General features: G+C 70.7%; 18 protein-coding genes. 8 read left to right on the top strand and 10 right to left on the bottom strand.

Annotated features, from left to right (window positions below; all coding sequences use genetic code 11):
• Positions 1-296: 296 nt before the first annotated feature.
• A complete protein-coding gene (locus tag MTP10_RS36200; protein ID WP_310715623.1) occupies positions 297-704 on the bottom strand; it encodes a helix-turn-helix domain-containing protein in 408 nt (135 codons plus the stop codon).
• A 51-nt stretch (positions 705-755) separates the two neighbouring features.
• On the opposite strand from MTP10_RS36200, the gene MTP10_RS36195 reads away from it, so the two are divergent.
• On the top strand, positions 756-1,655 hold the full coding sequence (locus MTP10_RS36195) for an enoyl-CoA hydratase/isomerase family protein (protein WP_310715626.1): 900 nt from the start codon (positions 756-758) through the stop codon (positions 1,653-1,655).
• 220 nt (positions 1,656-1,875) lie between these two features.
• Here the strand turns inward: MTP10_RS36195 and MTP10_RS36190 are convergent, their stop codons facing one another.
• Together MTP10_RS36190 and MTP10_RS36185 are read right to left on the bottom strand one after the other, a co-directional pair.
• Positions 1,876-2,751: a hypothetical protein gene (locus MTP10_RS36190; RefSeq protein ID WP_310715622.1), complete on the bottom strand. Its 876-nt coding sequence runs from the start codon at positions 2,749-2,751 to the stop codon at positions 1,876-1,878.
• Positions 2,748-3,299: a sigma-70 family RNA polymerase sigma factor gene (locus tag MTP10_RS36185; protein ID WP_310715620.1), complete on the bottom strand. Its 552-nt coding sequence runs from the start codon at positions 3,297-3,299 to the stop codon at positions 2,748-2,750. The genes MTP10_RS36190 and MTP10_RS36185 overlap by 4 nt, the downstream gene beginning before the upstream one ends.
• 160 nt (positions 3,300-3,459) lie before the next feature.
• Here MTP10_RS36185 and MTP10_RS36180 point away from each other — a divergent pair, with 160 nt between their 5' ends.
• A complete protein-coding gene (locus MTP10_RS36180) occupies positions 3,460-6,651 on the top strand; it encodes a S8 family serine peptidase (RefSeq protein ID WP_310715619.1) in 3,192 nt (1,063 codons plus the stop codon).
• Positions 6,652-6,750: 99 nt separating this feature from the next.
• On the opposite strand, the gene MTP10_RS36175 is transcribed toward MTP10_RS36180, so the two are convergent.
• The 5 genes from MTP10_RS36175 to tdh form a co-directional block, all read right to left on the bottom strand.
• Complete coding sequence (locus MTP10_RS36175) at positions 6,751-7,626, bottom strand: hypothetical protein (RefSeq protein WP_310715617.1); 876 nt, start codon at positions 7,624-7,626, stop codon at positions 6,751-6,753.
• Positions 7,623-8,165 (bottom strand): sigma-70 family RNA polymerase sigma factor, encoded by a 543-nt coding sequence (locus MTP10_RS36170; protein ID WP_310715616.1) that lies wholly within the window; start codon positions 8,163-8,165, stop codon positions 7,623-7,625. Before MTP10_RS36170 ends, MTP10_RS36175 begins: the two co-directional genes overlap by 4 nt.
• A 107-nt stretch (positions 8,166-8,272) precedes the next feature.
• Entirely contained in the window at positions 8,273-9,178 is a 906-nt protein-coding gene (locus tag MTP10_RS36165) for a LysR family transcriptional regulator (protein ID WP_310715614.1), read from the bottom strand.
• Positions 9,179-9,227: 49 nt separating this feature from the next.
• Complete coding sequence (locus MTP10_RS36160) at positions 9,228-10,397, bottom strand: glycine C-acetyltransferase (RefSeq protein WP_310715625.1); 1,170 nt, start codon at positions 10,395-10,397, stop codon at positions 9,228-9,230.
• Complete coding sequence (gene tdh / locus MTP10_RS36155) at positions 10,397-11,428, bottom strand: L-threonine 3-dehydrogenase (protein ID WP_310715612.1); 1,032 nt, start codon at positions 11,426-11,428, stop codon at positions 10,397-10,399. The genes MTP10_RS36160 and tdh overlap by 1 nt, the downstream gene beginning before the upstream one ends.
• Positions 11,429-11,627: 199 nt before the next feature.
• On the opposite strand from tdh, the gene MTP10_RS36150 reads away from it, so the two are divergent.
• The 6 genes from MTP10_RS36150 (at position 11,628) to MTP10_RS36125 (ending at position 17,982) form a co-directional block, all read left to right on the top strand.
• Positions 11,628-12,761 carry an ROK family transcriptional regulator gene (locus tag MTP10_RS36150; protein WP_310715611.1) on the top strand — a complete coding sequence of 378 codons (1,134 nt, stop codon included), beginning with the start codon at positions 11,628-11,630 and terminating at the stop codon, positions 12,759-12,761.
• Between the two features lie 145 nt (positions 12,762-12,906).
• On the top strand, positions 12,907-14,166 hold the full coding sequence (locus MTP10_RS36145; protein ID WP_310715609.1) for a sugar ABC transporter substrate-binding protein: 1,260 nt from the start codon (positions 12,907-12,909) through the stop codon (positions 14,164-14,166).
• Positions 14,163-15,101, top strand: coding sequence for a sugar ABC transporter permease (locus MTP10_RS36140; RefSeq protein ID WP_310715608.1), 939 nt, complete (start codon positions 14,163-14,165; stop codon positions 15,099-15,101). The genes MTP10_RS36145 and MTP10_RS36140 overlap by 4 nt, the downstream gene beginning before the upstream one ends.
• Positions 15,094-15,906, top strand: a complete 813-nt coding sequence (locus tag MTP10_RS36135) for a carbohydrate ABC transporter permease (protein WP_310715606.1) — start codon at positions 15,094-15,096, stop codon at positions 15,904-15,906. Before MTP10_RS36140 ends, MTP10_RS36135 begins: the two co-directional genes overlap by 8 nt.
• Before the next feature lie 28 nt (positions 15,907-15,934).
• On the top strand, positions 15,935-17,113 hold the full coding sequence (locus tag MTP10_RS36130; RefSeq protein ID WP_310715605.1) for a Gfo/Idh/MocA family oxidoreductase: 1,179 nt from the start codon (positions 15,935-15,937) through the stop codon (positions 17,111-17,113).
• Positions 17,114-17,460: 347 nt separating this feature from the next.
• Positions 17,461-17,982, top strand: a complete 522-nt coding sequence (locus tag MTP10_RS36125; protein WP_310715603.1) for a hypothetical protein — start codon at positions 17,461-17,463, stop codon at positions 17,980-17,982.
• Positions 17,983-17,992: 10 nt separating this feature from the next.
• On the opposite strand, the gene MTP10_RS36120 is transcribed toward MTP10_RS36125, so the two are convergent.
• Positions 17,993-19,081, bottom strand: coding sequence for an SPFH domain-containing protein (locus tag MTP10_RS36120; protein ID WP_310715601.1), 1,089 nt, complete (start codon positions 19,079-19,081; stop codon positions 17,993-17,995).
• A 2-nt stretch (positions 19,082-19,083) separates the two neighbouring features.
• The gene (locus MTP10_RS36115; protein ID WP_310715600.1) at positions 19,084-19,515 is read right to left on the bottom strand and encodes an NfeD family protein; all 432 of its coding nucleotides are present in this window, start codon (positions 19,513-19,515) and stop codon (positions 19,084-19,086) included.
• Positions 19,516-19,540: the final 25 nt, after the last annotated feature.

The raw sequence follows: 19,540 nt of genomic DNA, 5'->3' as shown, positions 1-19,540 counted from the left end.
GGACTCCACGATCACCCGCGCGGACCAGCACGCCGCTGGTGCGCGTAAAAGGGGGATCTGCAGGTCGAGACGCCCGGCGGCATCGATATCGAGCCCGCGGATCAGTGTGCCCCGGCTGGGGCCGGGGAGGGAGGTGAGCGCCGAGTACGTCCTCCAGCCCGTGGAGGCGGAGCTCGACGCCTACACCCGCTTCCGCGCCGCGGTCGAACGAGCCCGCGCCTGACGCCGCACCCTCGTGCATGGCCTCGGCGCCGGCTCCGAACGTGTCCGCCGAGATCCACGACCGCGTCGAACGCTCACTTCCGGATGGATGCGTCGTAGTCGGTCTGGCGTGCTCGGATCTCTTCGGCGTGGTTGACCGTCCAGTCGTAGAGTCGGCCGAACGGCTCGCGCAGGGATTCGCCGAGGGGGGTCAGGGAGTATTCGACCCCGACCGGTGAGGTCGGCAGGACGCGGCGCTCGATCATGCCGTTGCGTTCGAGGCGGCGCAGGGTCTGCGTCAGGACTCGCTGGGTCACACCTTCGAGGCGGCGCTTGATCTCGTTGAATCGGCGTGGATTCTCGAGCACGGCCATGACCATCATCGACCATTTGTCGGCGATCTGGTCGAGAATCGGGCGGCTCGGGCAGTCGGCCCGGAAAGCGAGGTCGCTGCCCGCGACGGTCCGGTAGATGGTGTCAGCGCCCGTCTCGGAAGCGGCCATGACGGTACCCTCCAGGATCCCTGAGATGCTCAAAGTGCGTTATTGACGCAGGTGACGGCCCGTTTCACCCTAGGTATACATCAGGAACCAATATGCCTGCCAGATACCTACAGGAGTTCTCTCGTGGTCTACAGCGGTTACCAGACTCTTCGTGTCGCCGGCGAAGCCGGCATCGCCCGCGTGACGATCGACAACCCGCCAGTGAATGTGCTGGATGTCGCGCTCATGACCGACCTGCGGGACCTGCTGACCGCGTTGCGCGACGACAGGTCGGTGCGGGTGATCGTGTTCGACAGTGCCGATCCGGAGTTCTTCATCGCGCACGTCGATATGACCTCCACGCCGGACGCGCTGGCCGGACTCGCGGCCACCGCCCCGGAAGGTGTGAACGTGTTCCAGGCCGTCGGGGAGATGCTGCGTCGCCAGCCGCAGGTGACCATCGTCAAGCTCGCTGGGAAGGCGCGTGGCGGCGGAGCGGAGTTCGTCGCGGCCGCGGACATGGCCTTCGCGGCGATCGGCCGTGCCGGGCTCGGCCAGATCGAGGCGCTCATGGGCATCGTCCCGGGTGGCGGAGGCACGCAGTACCTCGCCGCCAGGGTCGGGCGCAATCGTGCGCTGGAGGCGGTGCTCGGCGCCGAGTTGTTCGACGCGGAGCTCGCCGAGCGCTACGGCTGGATCAACCGGGCCCTGCCCGCCGACGAGCTGGACGCGTTCGTCGACCGGATCGCCCGTGACATCGCGGCCCTGCCGGAGGGCGTGATCGTCGCGGCCAAGCAGGCGATCGTGCCCGACGACCTGTCCGCGGGCCTGGTACGGGAGAACGACGCCTGGGCCGGCCTCGTCTTCCGACCGGTGGCGGGGCATTTGATCAGCGGCGGCCTGGCCGCGGGCGCCCAAACCCGCGACGGCGAACGCGACCTGGAGACCCTGATGCGAAACCTGGCCGGGTAGAGCCCCTGGAACCATGACGGGCCGGCGGGCGTGGATTCCACGGTGGTGCGCGCCTCCCGTACCGCATCCTCGGCCTGGCCGGGTGAGGCGACCCCTGATCGAACGCCTGGTGGCGAACCTCCTGGACCGCGGGCCCGGTGTCCTCGCGGAGAGGGCTGCTGCCCGGCGCCCCGTGCGGGCAGCAGCCCTCGTACGACCAGGAGGTCGGCCCCCGCGCCGCCTAGGAGATCGGGCAGTTCGAGCCGCGGCGGCCCCCCGGCTCCTGCGGCTCGGACCCCTCGTAGACGTTCAGGCTCGCCTTGCCCGGCTCCGTCATACTGCCGCTCTCCACCAGCCACGAGTCCGGGACCGACTCCTTCGTCCCCCCGGAGACGGGGTCCATGTCCACGAAGTCCAGGACGGTCACGCCGCGTTCCCGCAGCATGTCGCGCACCTCGGACACGGGCCGGCCGATGTAGGGCAGGCAGTGCAGCGGCTCGCCCAGGGCGTCGATCGTGGTGCCGATCTCGAACTGCTCGCCGGGCCGGGCCTCCCGCCCGAGGGTGATCTCGGCGGGTCCCTGGAAGTTCTCCGGGATCTTCACCCCGATCGGGCAGCCGCCCATCTTGTCGCAGTCCCCCGGCCGGTCGATGGTCTTGATCTCGTCGAGATACCGCTCGTCGGTGGGCGAGACGGGGAAGATGGACCCGACGAACGCCGGGGTCGAGGGGATGACCCTCAGGGTCACGTCCAGACCGGCGTCACGGAGCTGGCTCTCGTAGGCGGCCGAGTCGGCGTACAGGTCCTTGACCTCGATGACGTAGTAGCCGTCCTCCTTCTTGATGTCGAGCGCCGCGGCCGTTCCGGGGCCGAGGCCGAGCCCGGCGGGCAGCAGCCAGCTCAGGCCGAGGAACGCGGCGGCCAGCAGGGCCACGCCCGGCACCGCGGCGCGCAGGACCAGCCTGCGGCGCCCGTGTCTCTCCGTCGCGGCGGGCACCCGGGCGGGCGCGGCCTCGGCGGTCATGATCTCTCGCATCAGCGCCCGGGCCCCTTCACTCATGCCGGGCCCGGAGGCGGGCTTGAGGTGGGCGACGACGCGATCCACATCGCTGTTCATGACTTTCCCTCCGCGAGTGCGACGGCGCGCAGGCCGTACGTGGTCAGATCCAGGTTGTCGGCGGCCAGCTCTCTGGCCAGCCGCTTGCGGGCGCGGTGCAGGCGCAGGCGTACGGCGCCGCGCGAGCAGCCGAGCACCTTGGCGATCTCGGCGTGGCCCAGCCCCTCCCAGCCGACGAGCGACAACAGCTCCCGGTCGTCGGGTGACAGGCGTCTGAACGCCTGGTAGGCGGCGTCGCCGTCCCGGTCCGCCACGGGCCGGGACCAGGTGGTCAGCTCCTCGCGCAGCCGCGCGGCCAGCGCCGAGCGGCGCTCCTGGGCGCGGAAGTGGTTGGAGAGGGTACGCCTGGCAACGCCGTACAGCCACAGCCGGGCCTCGTCGCCGCCGGGCACGTCGCCGAGCCGCCGCCAGGCCGTCGTGAACGTCTCGGCGATCACGTCGGCGGTGTCGTCGGGGGAGTCGGTACGTCGCGTGACGTAGGCGGCGATGGCGGGGTAGTGCGCCAGGTACAGCTCCTCGAAGCGCTGCTCGGGCGCTGGGGGGCCCATGTTGGCTTCTCTCGGTGTTTTGGACACATCTCAGGAGATGTCCGGCTCTGGGGTTCCGTTTCACCGAGGCCGTTGCCGAAGCCCTCTGAAACGCACCGCATTATCCGGACATTTCCTCATGCGTCATGAAGATCCCTCAGGCGATCGCGAGAGGTAGCGCATGAGCTTAGGCAATGGTCTGATGGCCGCCGTCCTGGCCGGGTCGATCGGCTTCACGGCCGTTCCGGCGCCCGCCGGTCCGGACGCGGCCGACGCCGGACGGACGGCCACGCGGCAAGGGAACGACCGGACGGGCACGGTCACGCTGATCACCGGCGACCGGGTCGTCGTCACCGCCGCCGGCCACCGGGTGGAGCCGGGACCGGGCAGGCAGGTGGACCACTCCAGCCGGTACCGGGAGGGCCACCTGTACGTCTACCCGTCCGACGCCCTCCCGCTGGTGGCCCAGGGTGTCCTGGACGAGCGGCTGTTCGACGTGACGCAGCTCCTGGAGTGGGGGTACGGCGACGGGCAGCGGGGCGACATCCCGCTGATCGCGCAGTCGGCCCAGGGGGACGTGCCCGCGCTCCGGAGCGCCCGTCAGGTCCGGCGGATGTCCGCCCTCGGCATGTCCGCGGTGCAGGTGCCCAAGACGAACGCGGCCGAGACGTGGAAGGGCCTGGCCGGCGGCGCCCGGACCCTGGCCGCCGGGCGGACGAAGCTCTGGCTGGACGGGCGGCGCCCCTTCACCCTTGACCGGAGCGTCAAGCAGATCGGCGCGACGGAGGCGTGGAAGCAGGGCATGACCGGCAAGGGCGTCACGGTCGCCGTCCTGGACTCCGGCTATGACCCGGACCATCCGGACCTGAAGACCGTGGTCACACAGTCACGGAACTTCAGCGAGGAACCCGATATCCGCGACAACCTCGGCCACGGGACACATGTGGCGTCGATCGTCGCGGGCGCGGGGGAGAAGTACCGGGGAGTGGCGCCGGACGCGAGGATCGCGCTCGGCAAGGTGGGCGGTGTCCGCGGCCCGGCCGACTCGGCCATCCTGGCGGGCATGGAGTGGGCCGCCGTCGAGGTCAAGGCCAAGGTGGTCAACCTCAGCATCGGCGCACCGGACACGCAGGGGCTGGATCCCCTGGAGCAGGCGGTCAACACGCTGTCGGAGCAGACCGGTGCGCTCTTCGTCGTGGCGGCGGGCAACGAGGGCTCTCCCGGCACGGTGAGCAGCCCCGGCAGCGCCGACGCCGCGCTCACGGTCGGCGCCGTCGACCGGGACGACCGGATGGCCGACTTCTCCAGCGCGGGCCCACGCCGCGACGACCACGCGATCAAGCCGGACATCACCGCCCCCGGCGTCGAGATCACGGCCGCGGCCGCCGCGGGCACGGCCGACGGTCCGTACGTCGCTTACAGCGGCACGTCGATGGCCACGCCCCACGTGACGGGAGCCGCTGCGATCCTCGCCCAGCGGCACCCGGACTGGAGCGGTCAGCGCCTGAAGGCGGCGCTCATCGGCAGCGCCTCGCCCCAGGAGGGCGCCAAGCCGTACCAGCAGGGGGCCGGGCGGGTCGACCTGGTCCGCGCGCTGGCCCAGCCGGTGACGGCGTCGACGCCGAACGTGTGGGCCGCCTTCCCCTGGGACGGCACCGGCGAGCGGGTGGTGACCAAGGACATCACGTACGCCAACTCCGGCGACACCCCGGTCACCCTGGCCCTCAGCGAGGACAGCGAGGTGCTGGAGCTGGGGTCCAGCAGCCTGGAGGTGCCCGCGAAGGGGGAGGCGTCGGTCAAGCTCACGATCCGGGGGGAAGGCAAGGCGCCCGGGGATTATCCCGGCACCGTGACCGCCCGGTCCGGCGACGCCGTGGTCCGCACCCTGGCCGGTGCCTACGTCGAGCCGGAATCCTATGACCTCACCGTCAAGACGGTCGACCTGGAGGGTGGCCCGCCTGCCGCCATCCTCTTGGGCGAGGTCTACAACCTCAAGACCGGTGACCGGCATCTGCTCGCCTTCGACGGCCAGGGCCAGGCCACGATCCGGCTGCCGAAGGGGGAGTGGAATCTCTACGTCGACATCTGGGGTCGTGACGCCGCCTTCGCCCACCGGCCCGTGACCATCGACAGCGCCGACCGTGAGGTGACGTTCGACCTGCGCCAGGCGAAGAGGGTCGATTTCGCGGTGGACGAGCCGACCGCGGAGCGTGACCCCGTCACTGACTTCACTCTGGCCAACGGGACCTGGAACACCTCTTGGGCCAGCGGCGGCAAGGACCGGAGCTACTACGTGTTCCCCGTACGCCAGCCGGGTCTGCGGTACATGGCCACGACCACCTGGCACAAGAAGGACGCCAAACCGAGCCCGTACCGCTACGACCTCGTCGACTACGAGATCGACGGGATCCCGGACGACCCCACCTACACGGCGCGGACGCGCGACCTGGTGAAGGTGAGCGCGGCCTACCGCGCGCCGGGCGTCGCCGCCAAGGGAAGGACATGGGTGGGGCCGCAGTTCCCCGGCGCCCGCTGGACGGACGGGTGGCTCGACGGCAGCCCCGAGATGGACCTGCCGGCGACCATGACCCACTACCGCACCCCCGGCTTCGCCTGGACCACGGAGGTCGGGACGGGTGCTCACATGGTGGCCGGCAGCAGTGCGGTGCTCGGGCGGCGGCCGGTCACCGAGGTGTGGAACGACGCCGTGACCGGCCCCGCGTTCGGCACGCCGGCCGGTGACCGCGACGGCGACCGGCTGCGCTTCACCGCCGACGGTCTCCTCGTCGCCGGCAGGGCCGGGCAGGCCGGCGGTGACTCCGCCACCACCGGGAGACTCGCTCTGGCCCGCGGCGCCGAGGTGCTGGGCCAGGCCGACCTGGCGGGCTGCGCCCCCGCGGAGCCCGAGAAGTGCCTGCTGAAGGCCCGCATGCCCGCCGAGGCGGCGACCTACACGCTGACCGCGTCGGCGCAGCGGCCGGCGGCGCTGTCCACGAAGGTCGAGGCGGCCTGGACGTTCCGGTCGGAGCGGACGGACAGGGCCCGGCCGCTGCCCCTGACCGCGGTCCGCTACCTCCCCGAGGGCCTGGACGACCACAACCACGCCAAGCCGGGGTCCACGACCGTGATCCCGGTTCGTCTCCAGCGCAACCCGGGCGCCCCTGCGGCGCGGGTCACGTCGATCACGGTGGAGACGTCCTTCGACGACGGGGCGACCTGGCGGCCGGTCCGGCCGGCCCGCTCTGGCTCCGGATGGACGGTCCGGGTCGCGAACCCGGCCGCGCCCGGGTTCGTCTCGCTGCGCGCCCAGGTCACGGACGCGGCGGGTGACCGGGTGACGCAGACCATCACCCGGGCGTACGCCATCGGGTGACCAGGTGACGCCGACCAGGCCACAGGTCTACGCCATCGGCTGACACCCTCCGCACGTCCGGCCGCTCGGGGAAGGGGATCCCCCCGCGCGGCCGGACGGTCAGTAGCCGGGCGGCGGGGTGACGCCCTGGGCGGGCTCGATGCTCAGGATGATCACCCCGTCGTTGTAGGTCTCACCCTCCGCAACCTTCCAGCCCGGATCGACCCGGGAGGCCGGCACCGGCCCCTCGACCTTGTAACCGACCCCCTCGTGCAGCGGCCAGCGCAGCTCGTACTCCACCTTCAGACCGTGCTCGCGCACGACGGGCGCCGCCTCGGCCACCGTGAGCCCCCCGATCCTGGTCCCGGCCATGACCTCACCCGGCAGGGTGGCGTCGATGGGGGACTCGTACTTCTCGCCGGGCTTGGCCGGCCGGCCCAACGACAGCGTCGCCGGTCCCTCGGTGTCGGCCGTGATCCTGAATTCCGTCAGGCACCCTTCGACCCGCACCTTGCAGTCGGACAGGCCGGAGACCATCCGGCTGTCCGGGTCCGAGTCCTCCCAGCCGACCACGGGGTGGCGCTCCCGCGGCGACACGGGCATCAGCTCCACTTTCACGTTGCCCAGGCCGACCTTGTCGAGCGCCCTCTGCAGCTCTTGCGGATCGGAGTCGCCGTCGGTGATGTAGAAGACGTACTCGTCGCCGTCGCGGTCGATCGTGACGGCCTGGCTCGCGTACACCTGCCCCGACTCCCTGAACAGGGACGGGCCGACGACGAGGGAGCCGGCCAGGACGACCGAGGCCGCCAGGCCCAGCATGAGGCGGCTCGGCGTCGGCCCGCGCCGGCGCCACCGGGCAGCCGGGGCCGGGGCCGGGGTCCGGTCCAGCAGGAGGATCTCGGTCAGCAGCGCGTCCGCCCCCGCGGTGGTCGCGCTGCCGGACAGGTCCGCGTCCAGCACCCTCGCCTGCTCCCTGAACACCTGGTCGTTGCTCATCGTGACTCCTCGTTGGTCAGTGGTCGCGGGCGGACGGCCGCCGGGCGGGCGGCCTCCAGGGCCCGGGCGAAGCGCCTGCGGGCGCGGTGCAGCCGGATGCGGACGGCGTTGCGCGAGCAGCCGAGCACCTCGGCGATCTCGCCGGGGTCCAGCTCCTCCCAGACGGACAGGGCCAGCAGCTCGCGGTCGTCGCCGGAGAGCGCGTTCATGGCCTGGTCCACGTGGTCGTACCGGCTGGGGGCGGACATGGCGTAGCGGCGGCGGGTCTCGGCGGTCAGCTCGGCGTGCCCCGTCTCCCTGCGCCGCTCGCCGCGGCGGTGGTTGGCCAGGATGCGCCGGGCCACGCCGTAGAGCCACAGCCGGGCGGCGTCGCCGCGCGGGATCTCGCTCACGCGCCGCCAGGCGGTCACGTACGTCTCGGCCACGATGTCGGCGGCATCCTCAGCGGAGGAGCACCGGCGCATGACGTACCCGAGGATCTGCTCGTACGTGCGCCGGTACACGGTCTCGAACCGGGACTGGTCATCGGTTTCGTCCACTTCATCCTCGGTGGTGGGCTGTTGTCGGTCTCGATCACGTACGTGTCCGCGGATGGACGCGGAATTTCACACGGGGATCGGAACAGCGACGTGCCGAGGAGGCGGCCTCAGGCCGGGGCGATGGCGCGCAGGGTGTCGAGCACCTGCCGGAGGAGCGGGTGGGCGGCGGCGCCGCGGCGGACGGCGGCGAAGACGCGCCGCTCCGGGCCCGGCGCGGGCCGTACCGTGACACCCGACAGCGTCATGTCACGCAGGGCGAGCCGGGGTACGAGCGCCACCCCCGCGCCCGCCGAGACCAGCGCCGCCACGGCGCGGAAGTCGTCCGAGCAGTGCGCGAACGCGGGCGTGAACCCCGCCTGCTCGCACGCGAAGGCGATCACGTCGTGGACCGGGTTGCCCGGGTGGGGGCCGATCCAGGTCTCACCGCCCAGGTCCGTGAGCGCCACGGGCTCGTCGGACGGCCCCGCGGCCAGGGGGTGCTCGTCGGGGAGGACGAGGTCGAACGGCTCGGCGTACAGCGGGACCCGGGACAGGCGGCCGTCCGCCGCCTCCGGCCAGCCGCGGTACTCCACGACGACGGCCAGGTCCGCCCGCTCGTCGAGCAGCATGGCCAGCCCCTGGTCCCCCTCCACGTCCCGTACGCGGACCTGCAGGCCCGGGGCCTTGAGCCGGAGCGCGGCGACGGCCGGGGCGAGGACGGCGCTGATCGCGGTGGCGAAGCAGGCCACGGTGACCTCGCCGGCCTCCCCGGTGGCGTAGGCGGCGACCTCCGCCTCGGCGCGTTCGAGCTGGGCGAGCACCTCGTCCGCGTGCCTGACCATGATCGTGCCCACGGCGGTGAGCCGCACGCCGCGGCCGTCGCGGGTGAACAGCCGGTGCCCCACCTCGTGCTCCAGGGCGACGAGCTGCTGCGACACGGCCGAAGGGGTGAGGTGCAGGGTGGCCGCCGCGGCGGTGACCGTGCCGTGGTCGGCCACCGCGCGCAGCGTGCGCAGGCGGCGCGTGTCTATCACGCTGGTGAGGATACCTACGGCGCCCGCCGGGCCGTGGGGCCAGGACGGGTCAGCCGCGGGCCTGGGCGAACGCCTCCACGGCGCGGTCCACGTCCTCGGCGGAGTGCGCGGCCGAGAGCTGGACGCGGATGCGGGCCTGGCCGTGCGGCACCACCGGGTACGAGAACCCGATCACGTAGATGCCCAGCTCCAGCAGCCGGTCCGACATGGCCGACGCCTTCGCCGCGTCGCCGATCATGACCGGGACGATCGGGTGGTCGCCGGGCAGGATGTCGAACCCGTGGCGCGTCATCTCGCTGCGGAAGCGGGCCGTGTTGGAGCGCAGCCGCTCCCGCGCCTCCCCGGTGCTCTCCAGCAGGTCGAGGATGCGCAGCGAGGCGGAGGCGATGACGGGCGCGAGGGAGTTGGAGAAGAGGTACGGCCGGGAGCGCTGGCGCAGCAGCTCGCAGATCTCCCGGCGGGCCGAGACGTAGCCGCCGCTGGCCCCGCCGAGCGCCTTGCCCAGGGTGCCGGTGATGATGTCGATCCGGTCGGTCACGCCGTGCAGCTCGGGCGTGCCGCGCCCGGTGGGGCCGACGAAGCCGACGGCGTGGGAGTCGTCCACCATCACCATCGCGTCGTACCGGTCGGCCAGGTCGCAGATCTCCGGCAGCGGGGCGAGGTAGCCGTCCATGGAGAACACGCCGTCGGTGACGATCAGCCGGCGGCGGGCGTCCGACGCCTCCTTCAGGCGGGACTCCAGCTCGCCCATGTCGCGGTTGGCGTAGCGCAGGCGGCGGGCCTTGGACAGGCGGATGCCGTCGATGATGCTCGCGTGGTTGAGCGCGTCGGAGATCACCGCGTCCTGGCCGTCGAGCAGTGTCTCGAACACGCCGCCGTTGGCGTCGAAGCACGAGCTGTACAGGACGGTGTCCTCCATGCCGAGGAAGGCGGACAGGCGTCCTTCGAGCTCCTTGTGCACCTCCTGGGTGCCGCAGATGAACCGGACCGAGGCCATGCCGAACCCCCACCGGTCGAGCGCCTCCTTGGCCGCCGCGACCACCTCGGGGTGGTCGGCCAGGCCGAGGTAGTTGTTGGCGCAGAAGTTCAGCACCTCCTGACCGGCGACGCGCACGTTCGAGCTCTGCGGGGTGCTGATCACGCGCTCGGGCTTGAGCAGCCCGGCCTCGCCGATCTCGTCGAGCGTCTCACGCAGCTGCTCGCGCACGTTCGTGAACATCAAGCACAACTCCAATCCAAAATGACCTTGCCCGTACGGCCGCTCGCGGCGGTGTCGAAGGCGGCGTCGAACTCCTGGTACGGGAACCGGTCGGTGATCACCGGGGTCAGGTCGAGGCCCTTCTCCAGCAGGACCGACATGTTGTACCAGGTCTCGAACATCTCGCGGCCGTAGATCCCCTTGATGGTGATCATCGAGGTGACGATCGTGGCCCAGTCGACCGCGAACTCCTCCGCGGGCAGGCCGAGCATGGCGATCTTCCCGCCGTGCGTCATGCTGCCGATCATGTCGCGCATGGCCCGCGGGTTGCCGGACATCTCCAGCCCCACGTCGAAGCCCTCGCGCATGTCGAGGCGGCGCATGCCGTCGGCGAGGGAGTCGCGGGCCACGTTCAGCGCGAGGGAGACGCCGAGCTTGGCGGCCAGGTCGAGGCGCTCGTCGCTGACGTCGGTGATGACGACGTTGCGGGCGCCGACGTGGGTGGCCACGGCCGCGGCCATCAGCCCGATCGGGCCCGCGCCGGTGATGAGCACGTCCTCGCCGACGAGGGGGAACGACAGGGCGGTGTGAACGGCGTTGCCGAACGGGTCGAAGACGGCCGCCACGTCGGGATCGACGGGGACGCGGTGGACCCAGGCGTTCTCGGCGGGAAGCGTGACGTACTCGGCGAAGGCCCCGTCGCGGTGCACGCCGAGGCCGACGGTGTTGCGGCACAGGTGGCGGCGGCCGGCCATGCAGTTGCGGCACCGGCCGCACACGATGTGGCCCTCTCCGCTGACCAGGTCGCCGACGGCGACGCTCTCCACCCCGGGGCCGAGCTCGACGACCTCGCCGCTGAACTCGTGCCCCACGACGAGGGGAAGCTTCAGGGTGTTTCTCGCCCAGTCATCAAATTTCCGGATATGGAGGTCAGTGCCGCAGATGCCGGTACGCAGCACCTTGATCAGCACCTCACCGGGCCCCGGCGTCGGCTCCGGGACGTCGACCAGCCGGAGACCAGGCTCGGGCCTCTCCTTGACCAGCGCTTTCATCACACATTCCCCCTCATCCCGAACCTAACGCACTGTGCCGTCCCGGCTCCGGGCATGTCCATCGAGGGATTCTTAAGTGCCCCCACAGCTTCGCTTCACGCCGCCGCCCGGCGTGTTGGCACGCCTCCCGGCCGCCCCGAGATTACGCAACAAGGTTTGTTAAGTAAGATGTCGATCTGACGGTTTCCCTGGAGGTCCGGTGCGACAGCAGAGCGGCGACGCCTCCCTTCTGCGCAGGCTCAACTCCGCCGCGGTGCTGCGCATCCTGCGGGAGGCCGGGGTGGCCACGCTGAGCGAGCTGGCCAGGGCGGCCCGCGTCTCCAGGCCGACGGCCGAGGTGATCGTCGAGGACCTGGTCGCCGAGGGCTGGGCCGAGGAGTGCGGCGAGGAGCAGGGCGACCGCCAGCGCGGCCGGCCGGCCCGCCGCTTCCGCTTCCGCGCGTCGGCGGGCCACGTGGCGGGGGTCGGCATCGGGGCCTCCCACGTACGCGCCATGGTGGCCGACCTCAACGGCGAGGTCGTCGCCTCGCACAAGGCGCCCACCCACGCGACGATGACCGCGGCCGAGCGCCTCGACGCCGTCGCCGGCCTGGTCTCCGCCGTCGCCGACCGGGCCGGGCTGTCCATGGCCGGGCTGGCGGCCGTCGGCGTGGGCACCACCGGTGTGGTGGACAACGCGGGCCGCGTGGTCAAGAGCACCGTCCTGCCCGGCTGGACCGGCCTCGACCTGCGGGCCGAGCTGGGGCGGCGGCTCGCGCCGCCCGTGCTGGTCGAGAACGACATGCGGCTCGCGGTGCTCGCCGAGCACTGGCGGGGCGTGGCGCGCGGTCATGACGACGTGGTCTACCTCTTCACCGGCCATCGGCTGGGCCTCGCCCTGCTGATCGGCGGCCGGCCGCACCGGGGCGCCAACGCCGCCGCCGGCGAGATCGGCCGGCAGGCCCGCGACCACTGGTCGGCCTTCAAGCACGTCTTCGACTACGCGATGGAGGCCGAGCCGGGCGAGCTGCGCTCGCACCAGCAGGCGGCCGACTTCGCCATCGCCCGGGCGCGCGCCGGCGACGAGCGGGCGCTGGCGGCCGTCACCGCGTTCGCCCGGCACCTGGGCGAGGGCCTGCTCACGCTGGTCAACCCGCTCGACCCGGAGATGGTGGTGGTCGGGGGCCGCCTGGCCAGGGCCGGCGACCTGCTGGTCGAGCCGATCCAGCGCTACTTCGACGACGTGTGCTACTACCCGCCGAAGGTCGTGGCCTCCGGCCTGGGCAGCGACTGCGTCACGCTGGGCGCCGTCCGCTGGGCGCTGGACCGCGCCGATGACCTGCTCTTTTCGTAGAGTCCTTCGATAATTCTGTCACGAAGCTGTCACGCAGCGGTCGCGTGCGCGCATCTTCTGCAAGATCCTGCACGATTATCTATAGTTGTTTTCATAAATGAGCGCTATCTTCCAGTCACGCACAAACCCGACAGATGGGGACGACATGACAGGCAAGATGAGGGCGCTGATGTGCGCCGGTGCGCTCGTGGCAGGACTCGCGGGATGCTCCTCGTCTGACGGGGGCGGCTCCGGCGGCAAGGTGACGCTGACCTACGCCTACTGGGACAGCGAGAACCAGGGCCAGGCGATGAACAAGATCGTCCAGGAGTTCGCCAAGACCCACCCGAACATCGAGGTCAAGCTCCAGTTCACCCCGAACAAGGAGTACTGGACCAAGCTCCAGACCTCCGCGGCCGGCGGCACGGCGCCCGACGTCTTCTGGATGAACGGCCCGCGTATCGGCCTGTACGCCTCCCAGAGCGCGCTGATGCCCCTGTCCGACCGGATCGCCGCCGACAAGCTCGACCTCGGCAAGTACCCCAAGTCGCTGGTCGACCTCTACACCCTCGACGGCAAGCAGTACGGCATCCCCAAGGACTTCGACACCATCGGCCTCTGGTACAACAAGGACCTGTTCGACGCCGCCAAGGTCAAGTACCCCGACGCCTCCTGGACCTGGGACGACGTCCGCGCGGCGGCCAAGAAGCTGACCGACCCGGCCAAGGGCGTCCACGGCATCGGCGCGATGCCCTGGTCGCAGGAGGTCTTCTACAACACGATCTTCCAGGCCGGCGGCTACGTGATCTCCGACGACAAGAAGAAGTCGGGCTACGACGACCCCGCCACCATCGAGGGCCTCACGTTCTGGAAGGACCTCCTCGACCAGAAGCTCTCGCCGACGGTCCAGCAGATGACCGACAACGACCCGATCGAGATGTTCAAGAGCGGCAAGCTCGCCATGTGGTACGACGGCTCGTACGACGCCTCCCAGTACTTCAAGACCGAGGGCCTAAAGGCCGGCGTCGCCCCGCTCCCCGCCGGGCCCAAGGGCGAGGCCACCGTCATCCACGGCCTGGCCAACGTCGTCTACGCCAAGACCAAGCACCCGCAGGAGGCGTGGGAGTTCGTCAAGTTCCTCGGCTCGGAGCAGGCCAACCGCATCCAGGCCGAGGCCGGCGCCGTCATCCCGGCCTACGAGGGACTCCAGGGGTCGTGGGTCAAGTCGATGCCCGGACTGGACCTCCAGGCGTTCATCGACCAGGTCCCGGACGCCCGGCCGTACCCGGTCTCGAAGAACACCGCCGCCTGGACGCGCCTGGAGACCGACGCGATCACCAAGGCGTTCACCGACGGCCAGGACGTCGAGGCGGCGGCCAAGCAGCTCGCGACGGCCATGAACGCGGCCCTGTCGCAGGAGAAGTGAGCACCCTCGGAAGGGCGGCCGCCACCAGGGCGGCCGCCCGGCCCGCCACCCGCCGCCGGCTGCGCGACCGCGACTGGGTCTGGGGCTACGCGATGATCGCGCCGCTCGTGCTGGGTCTCGGCGTGTTCTACCTGTGGCCGGTCGTGCAGTCGGTGTACTACAGCTTCACCGAGTGGACGCTGTTCGGCGACGCGACCTGGGTGGGCCTGCGCAACTACGAGCAGCTCCTCACCGACCCCGCCAACGCCAAGGCGCTGCGCAACACCTTCCTGTACGGCGGCCTGAGCCTGCTCGGCATCCCGCTGTCCATCGCGGTGGCGGCCCTGCTCGGCACCCGGGGGCTGAGGCTGGTGTCGCTCTACCGGACCCTGTACTTCCTGCCGGTGGTCACCATGCCGGCCGCCGTCGCGATGATCTGGACCTGGCTCTACAACGGCGACTACGGCCTGATCAACTACCTGCTGTCCCTCGTCGGGATCCACGGCACGTCCTGGATCGCCGAGCCGTCCACCGCCCTGTACGCGCTCGTCGCGGTGGGCATCTGGACGCAGATCGGCTACAACGCCGTCATCTTCATGGCGGGCCTGCAGTCGATCCCGGCCCACCTGTACGAGGCGGCCTCGATCGACGGGGCCGGCCGCGCCCGGCAGTTCTTCCGGATCACGCTGCCGCTGCTGTCGCCGAGCGTCTTCTTCGTCTCGGTGCTCAGCGTGATCAACGGCCTGCAGATGTTCGACCTCGTCTACCTCATGCTGCGCCGCGGCAACCCCGCCCGGGAGGACACGCAGACCGTGGTGTCGCTGTTCTTCTCGCGGGCCTTCGAGGAGGGCGCCAAGGGGTACGCGGCCGCCATGGCCGTGGTCCTCATGGCCATCACGCTGGTGCTGACCGTCATCCAGTTCCGCGTCCAGAAGAGGTGGGTGCACTATGCGTAACGGTCGTCTCTGGCCCGTCCACCTGGTGCTCGCGGTCGGCGCGGCCGCGATGGTCATGCCGTTCTTCTGGCAGGTGCTCACCTCGCTGAAGACGTTCACCGAGGCGACCAGGACGCCGCCCGTCTGGGTTCCCTCGTTCGAGTGGTCGAACTTCGCCAAGGTGCTGGACGAGACGCCGTTCCTCCAGCAGCTCGGCAACACCGTGGCGATGACCACCGGGCGGACGCTGGCGCAGCTGCTGTTCTGCTCGCTGGCCGCCTACGCCTTCGCCCGGCTGCGCTTCCCCGGCCGCGACGCCATCTTCGTCGTGCTGCTGTCGGTGCTCATGGTGCCGGGTCAGCTCTTCCTCATCCCGCAGTACCAGATCGTGCAGAGCCTCGGCTGGCTGAACACCCTGCCGGGCCTGATAGCGCCCGGCATGTTCAGCGCGTTCGGCACGTTCATGATGCGGCAGTTCTTCATGACCCTGCCCGCCGAGGTGGAGGAGGCGGCCCGGCTGGACGGCGCACACCCCCTGCGCATCTTCTGGAGCGTGATGCTTCCGCTGGCCAGGCCGGGACTGCTCGCGCTCGGCGTGCTGACCGTGCTGTGGTCGTGGAACGACCTCATGTGGCCGCTCATCGTCAACACCGACCCGGAGAGCATGCCGCTCTCGGCGGGCCTGTCGGCGCTCCAGGGCGAGCACATGACCGACTACCCGGTGCTCATGGCGGGGTCGTTGATGGCCAGCGCGCCGATCATCGTACTGTTCGTCATCATGCAGAAGCAGCTCATCCAGGGCATCGCGTTCACCGGCTCCAAGTAGCGTGCCCGTACCCCGAGAAAGGACCCCTGTGGAAGACCTGCGGATCGGAGTCATCGGCCTCGGCCTGCGCTCCAGCCTCGCCCTGGCGGCGCACCGGCCCGGCGCGGGCTCGGCGGTGACCGCGCTCTGCGACACCGACCCCGCCGTGCTCAAGCACCAGGCCGGGGTGTTCGGGGCCACGTACGTGACCGAGGACCACCGTGCGCTGCTCGACCGCGACGACCTCGACGCCGTGATCGTGATGACGCCCGACGACACCCACGAGCGCATCACGATCGACTGCCTGGAGGCCGGCAAGGCCGTCTATGTGGAGAAGCCACTCGCGATCACCGTGGAGAGCTGCGACGCCATCCTGCGCGCCGCCCACCGCACCGGCACGCGCCTGTACGTCGGCCACAACATGCGGCACATGGGCGTCGTACGGCAGATGCGCGACATCATCCGGCGCGGCGACATCGGCGAGCCGAAGACCGTGTGGGTGCGCCACTTCGTCTCGTACGGCGGCGACTACTACTTCAAGGACTGGCACGCCGACCGCACCCGCACCACGGGCCTGCTGCTGCAGAAGGCCGCCCACGACCTCGACGTCATCCACTGGCTGGCCGGCGGCTACACCAGCAGGGTCAGCGCGTTCGGCGACCTCATGGTGTACGGCGACCTGCCGCGCCGCGAGCCGGGAACGCCGCGGCCGGAGGGGTGGCTGCGCGAGTACGACTGGCCGCCGACCGCCCGCCGCGACCTGCACCACGTCGTGGACGTCGAGGACGTGTCCGTGATGAACATGCGCCTCGACAACGGCGTCATCGCCGCCTACCAGCAGTGCCATTTCACCCCCGACTACGTGCGCAACTACACGGTCATCGGCACGGAGGGCCGGCTGGAGAACTTCGGCGACGGCCCCGGCGACACGGTGAAGGTGTGGAACACCGGCCCCACCGGCTACCGCGCCGACGCGGACATCGCCTACCGGGTGCCCGACGCCCAGGGCTCCCACGGGGGCGCGGACGCGGACATCGTCACCGAGTTCCTGCGCTTCGTGCGGGAGGGCGGGGTCACGGACACTTCGCCGGTGGCGGCCCGGATGAGCGTCGCCGCGGGCTACCAGGCCACGATGTCGCTGCGCGACGGCGGCACGCCGTACGACGTCCCGCCGCTGGACCCGGAGCTGGTCGCCTACTTCGACGGCGGCCAGACTCGCGCGAGCTGATCGGGTGGTGGGCCGGACCGGACACGTGCGCAGTGGTTGGGGTCCCAGTAGTGGAAGTGCCGTTCTAATCATGCGACACTGTTGCAGGATTAGTACATGGTCGGTCGAGGTAGGCACCAGTGCAATGAGATCAACGCGGCGCTCAAGACAATTCGGAAGATCAACAGCGCCTTCACCGTTGAGGAGGATCACAACGGGCACCGCTGGGGCTGGATCACCTGCGACTGCGGAGACGCCCCTTTTTCCATCCACTCCACGCCGCGCAACCCCGGGGGCCACGCCAAGCAGATCCAGAAGTGGACTGCTCGACATGCCGTGTGTTGGACGGACGACCAGGAGGAGACACCATGACTGTCTGGGACTTCCGCGTCATGCTCAACCGAGAGCCCGACTCTGATGAATATGACCAGCTATTCGAGGCCGGACTGGACGACTGCGCGATCGTAGGGGGCTCGCGTCCGTACCTCATGTGCGACCGTGAGGCGGGCAGCCTTCTGGAGGCCATCATGTCGGTGGTCGCCGAGATCCGCACCGTCGACGGCCTGTGGGCCGTCGGTGTCGGCGAGGAGGACGCGGTGACGTTGGGCGACGCGGCGCGACGGCACGGCAACCGGACGCAGGCCAGCCTGCGTCAGCTCGTCGGCGGTCAGCGGGGTCCCGGCGGGTTCCCGCCCCCGCTCATCGAGTCCGAGAACATCACCCTCTACTCCTGGGCGGAGGTCTCCGAGTGGCTTCGGACCGCCATGGGGGACGACATCCCCGAGGTGAACCGCGACATCGCGCTCGCCGACGCGGCGGTCAAGCTGGCGTGCCGGGCCAGGGCGACGCACCGGGAGGACCAGGTGCGCCGCCTTCTGGAAGTGGCCTGACCAGGGGCCCTCAGGGCTCCTGGTGGTTGCGCTGCGGCTCCGGGGTGCGGTCGAGGTCCGGGAACGGAGCCGGGGCCGGGGCCGACTGGGTGAGCTGACGCGGCCCGTTCGGGCTCTCCGCCTCCTGGGCGTCCGCGACCGCCTCGGCCGCCGCCTCCGCGGCCTTGGCGACCTCCTCGTCCATCTCCGCGCTCGGCGGCAGCTCCTCGCGCGTGGCCGCGGACTTGGGCAGGGCCTCGGTGAACGCCTTGGACACGCCCTGGAGCGCCGAGGTCACCTCGCTCGGGATGACCCAGAACGTGTTGCCCGAGCCCTGGGCGAGCTGCGGCAGCACCTGGAGGTACTGGTAGGCCAGCAGCTTCGGGTCGGGGTCGTTGCGGTGGACGGCCTGGAAGACCTGGTCGATGGCCCGCGACTGGCCCTCGGCCTCCAGGATGGCGGCCGTCCGCTGACCCTCGGCGCGCAGGATGCGGCTCTGCTTGTCGCCCTCGGCCGTCAGGATCTGCGACTGCCGCTGGCCCTCGGCGTTGAGGATGGCGGCCCGCTTGTCCCGCTCGGCCCGCATCTGCTTCTCCATCGCGTCCTTGATGGTCTTGGGCGGGTCGATCGCCTTGATCTCGACGCGGTTGACGCGGATGCCCCACTTGCCGGTGGCCTCGTCCAGGACGCCCCGGAGCTGGCTGTTGATCGTGTCACGCGAGGTCAGGGTCTTCTCCAGGTCCATGGAGCCGACCACGTTGCGCAGCGTGGTGACGGTGAGCTGCTCGACCGCCTGGATGTAGTTGGCGATCTCGTAGGCGGCCGCCCGCGGGTCGGTGACCTGGAAGTACAGCACGGTGTCGATCTCGACGACCAGGTTGTCCTCGGTGATCACGGGCTGCGGGCGGAACGACACGACCTGCTCACGCAGGTCGATCACGGAGTAGACCCGGTCGATGTACGGGATGACGAAGTTCAGGCCCGGCTTGAGGGTCCGGTGGTAGCGGCCCAGCCGCTCGACGTTGCGCGCCCGGGCCTGCGGGATGATGCGCACCGCCTTGAGCACGGTGAACACGGCGAAGAGTATGACGAACAACCCGACCAGCAACAGCGGATCCATGCTCACTCCCTGGGATATACGAGGGCGGTGGCCCCTTCGATCTCGATGATGTCGACGGTCGCCCCTTCCGGGATCACCAGGGTCTCGTCGTAGGCGCGGGCCGACCATTCCTCCCCGCCGACGCGGATCCTGCCGTCGCGTCCGGTCACCGGGGTGACCGCGTAGGCGGGCTTGCCCACGAGCGCCTCCACCCCGAACCGCTGCAACGGCGGCTGGCGGATGTGGCGCATGGCCATGGGCCGGACGACGAACAGTCCCGCGGTCGAGGACAGGGCGAAGACCAGCAGTTGGAGCGGCACCGGCAGGCCGACCGCGGCCCCGGCCGCCGTCAGCAGCGCGGACACTCCCAGGAGTCCCAGCGCCGCGGTGAGGGTGAAGATCTCCGCGACCCCGAGGACCACCGCGAGGATCACCCAGACGATCCATTCGTCCATGCTCCGGCCCTCCTGTAAGGACAAC

It is taken from the genome of Nonomuraea sp. 3-1Str (assembly GCF_031570565.1).
Taxonomy (GTDB): domain Bacteria; phylum Actinomycetota; class Actinomycetes; order Streptosporangiales; family Streptosporangiaceae; genus Nonomuraea.
This window is presented reverse-complemented; position numbering and strand designations above follow the sequence as displayed.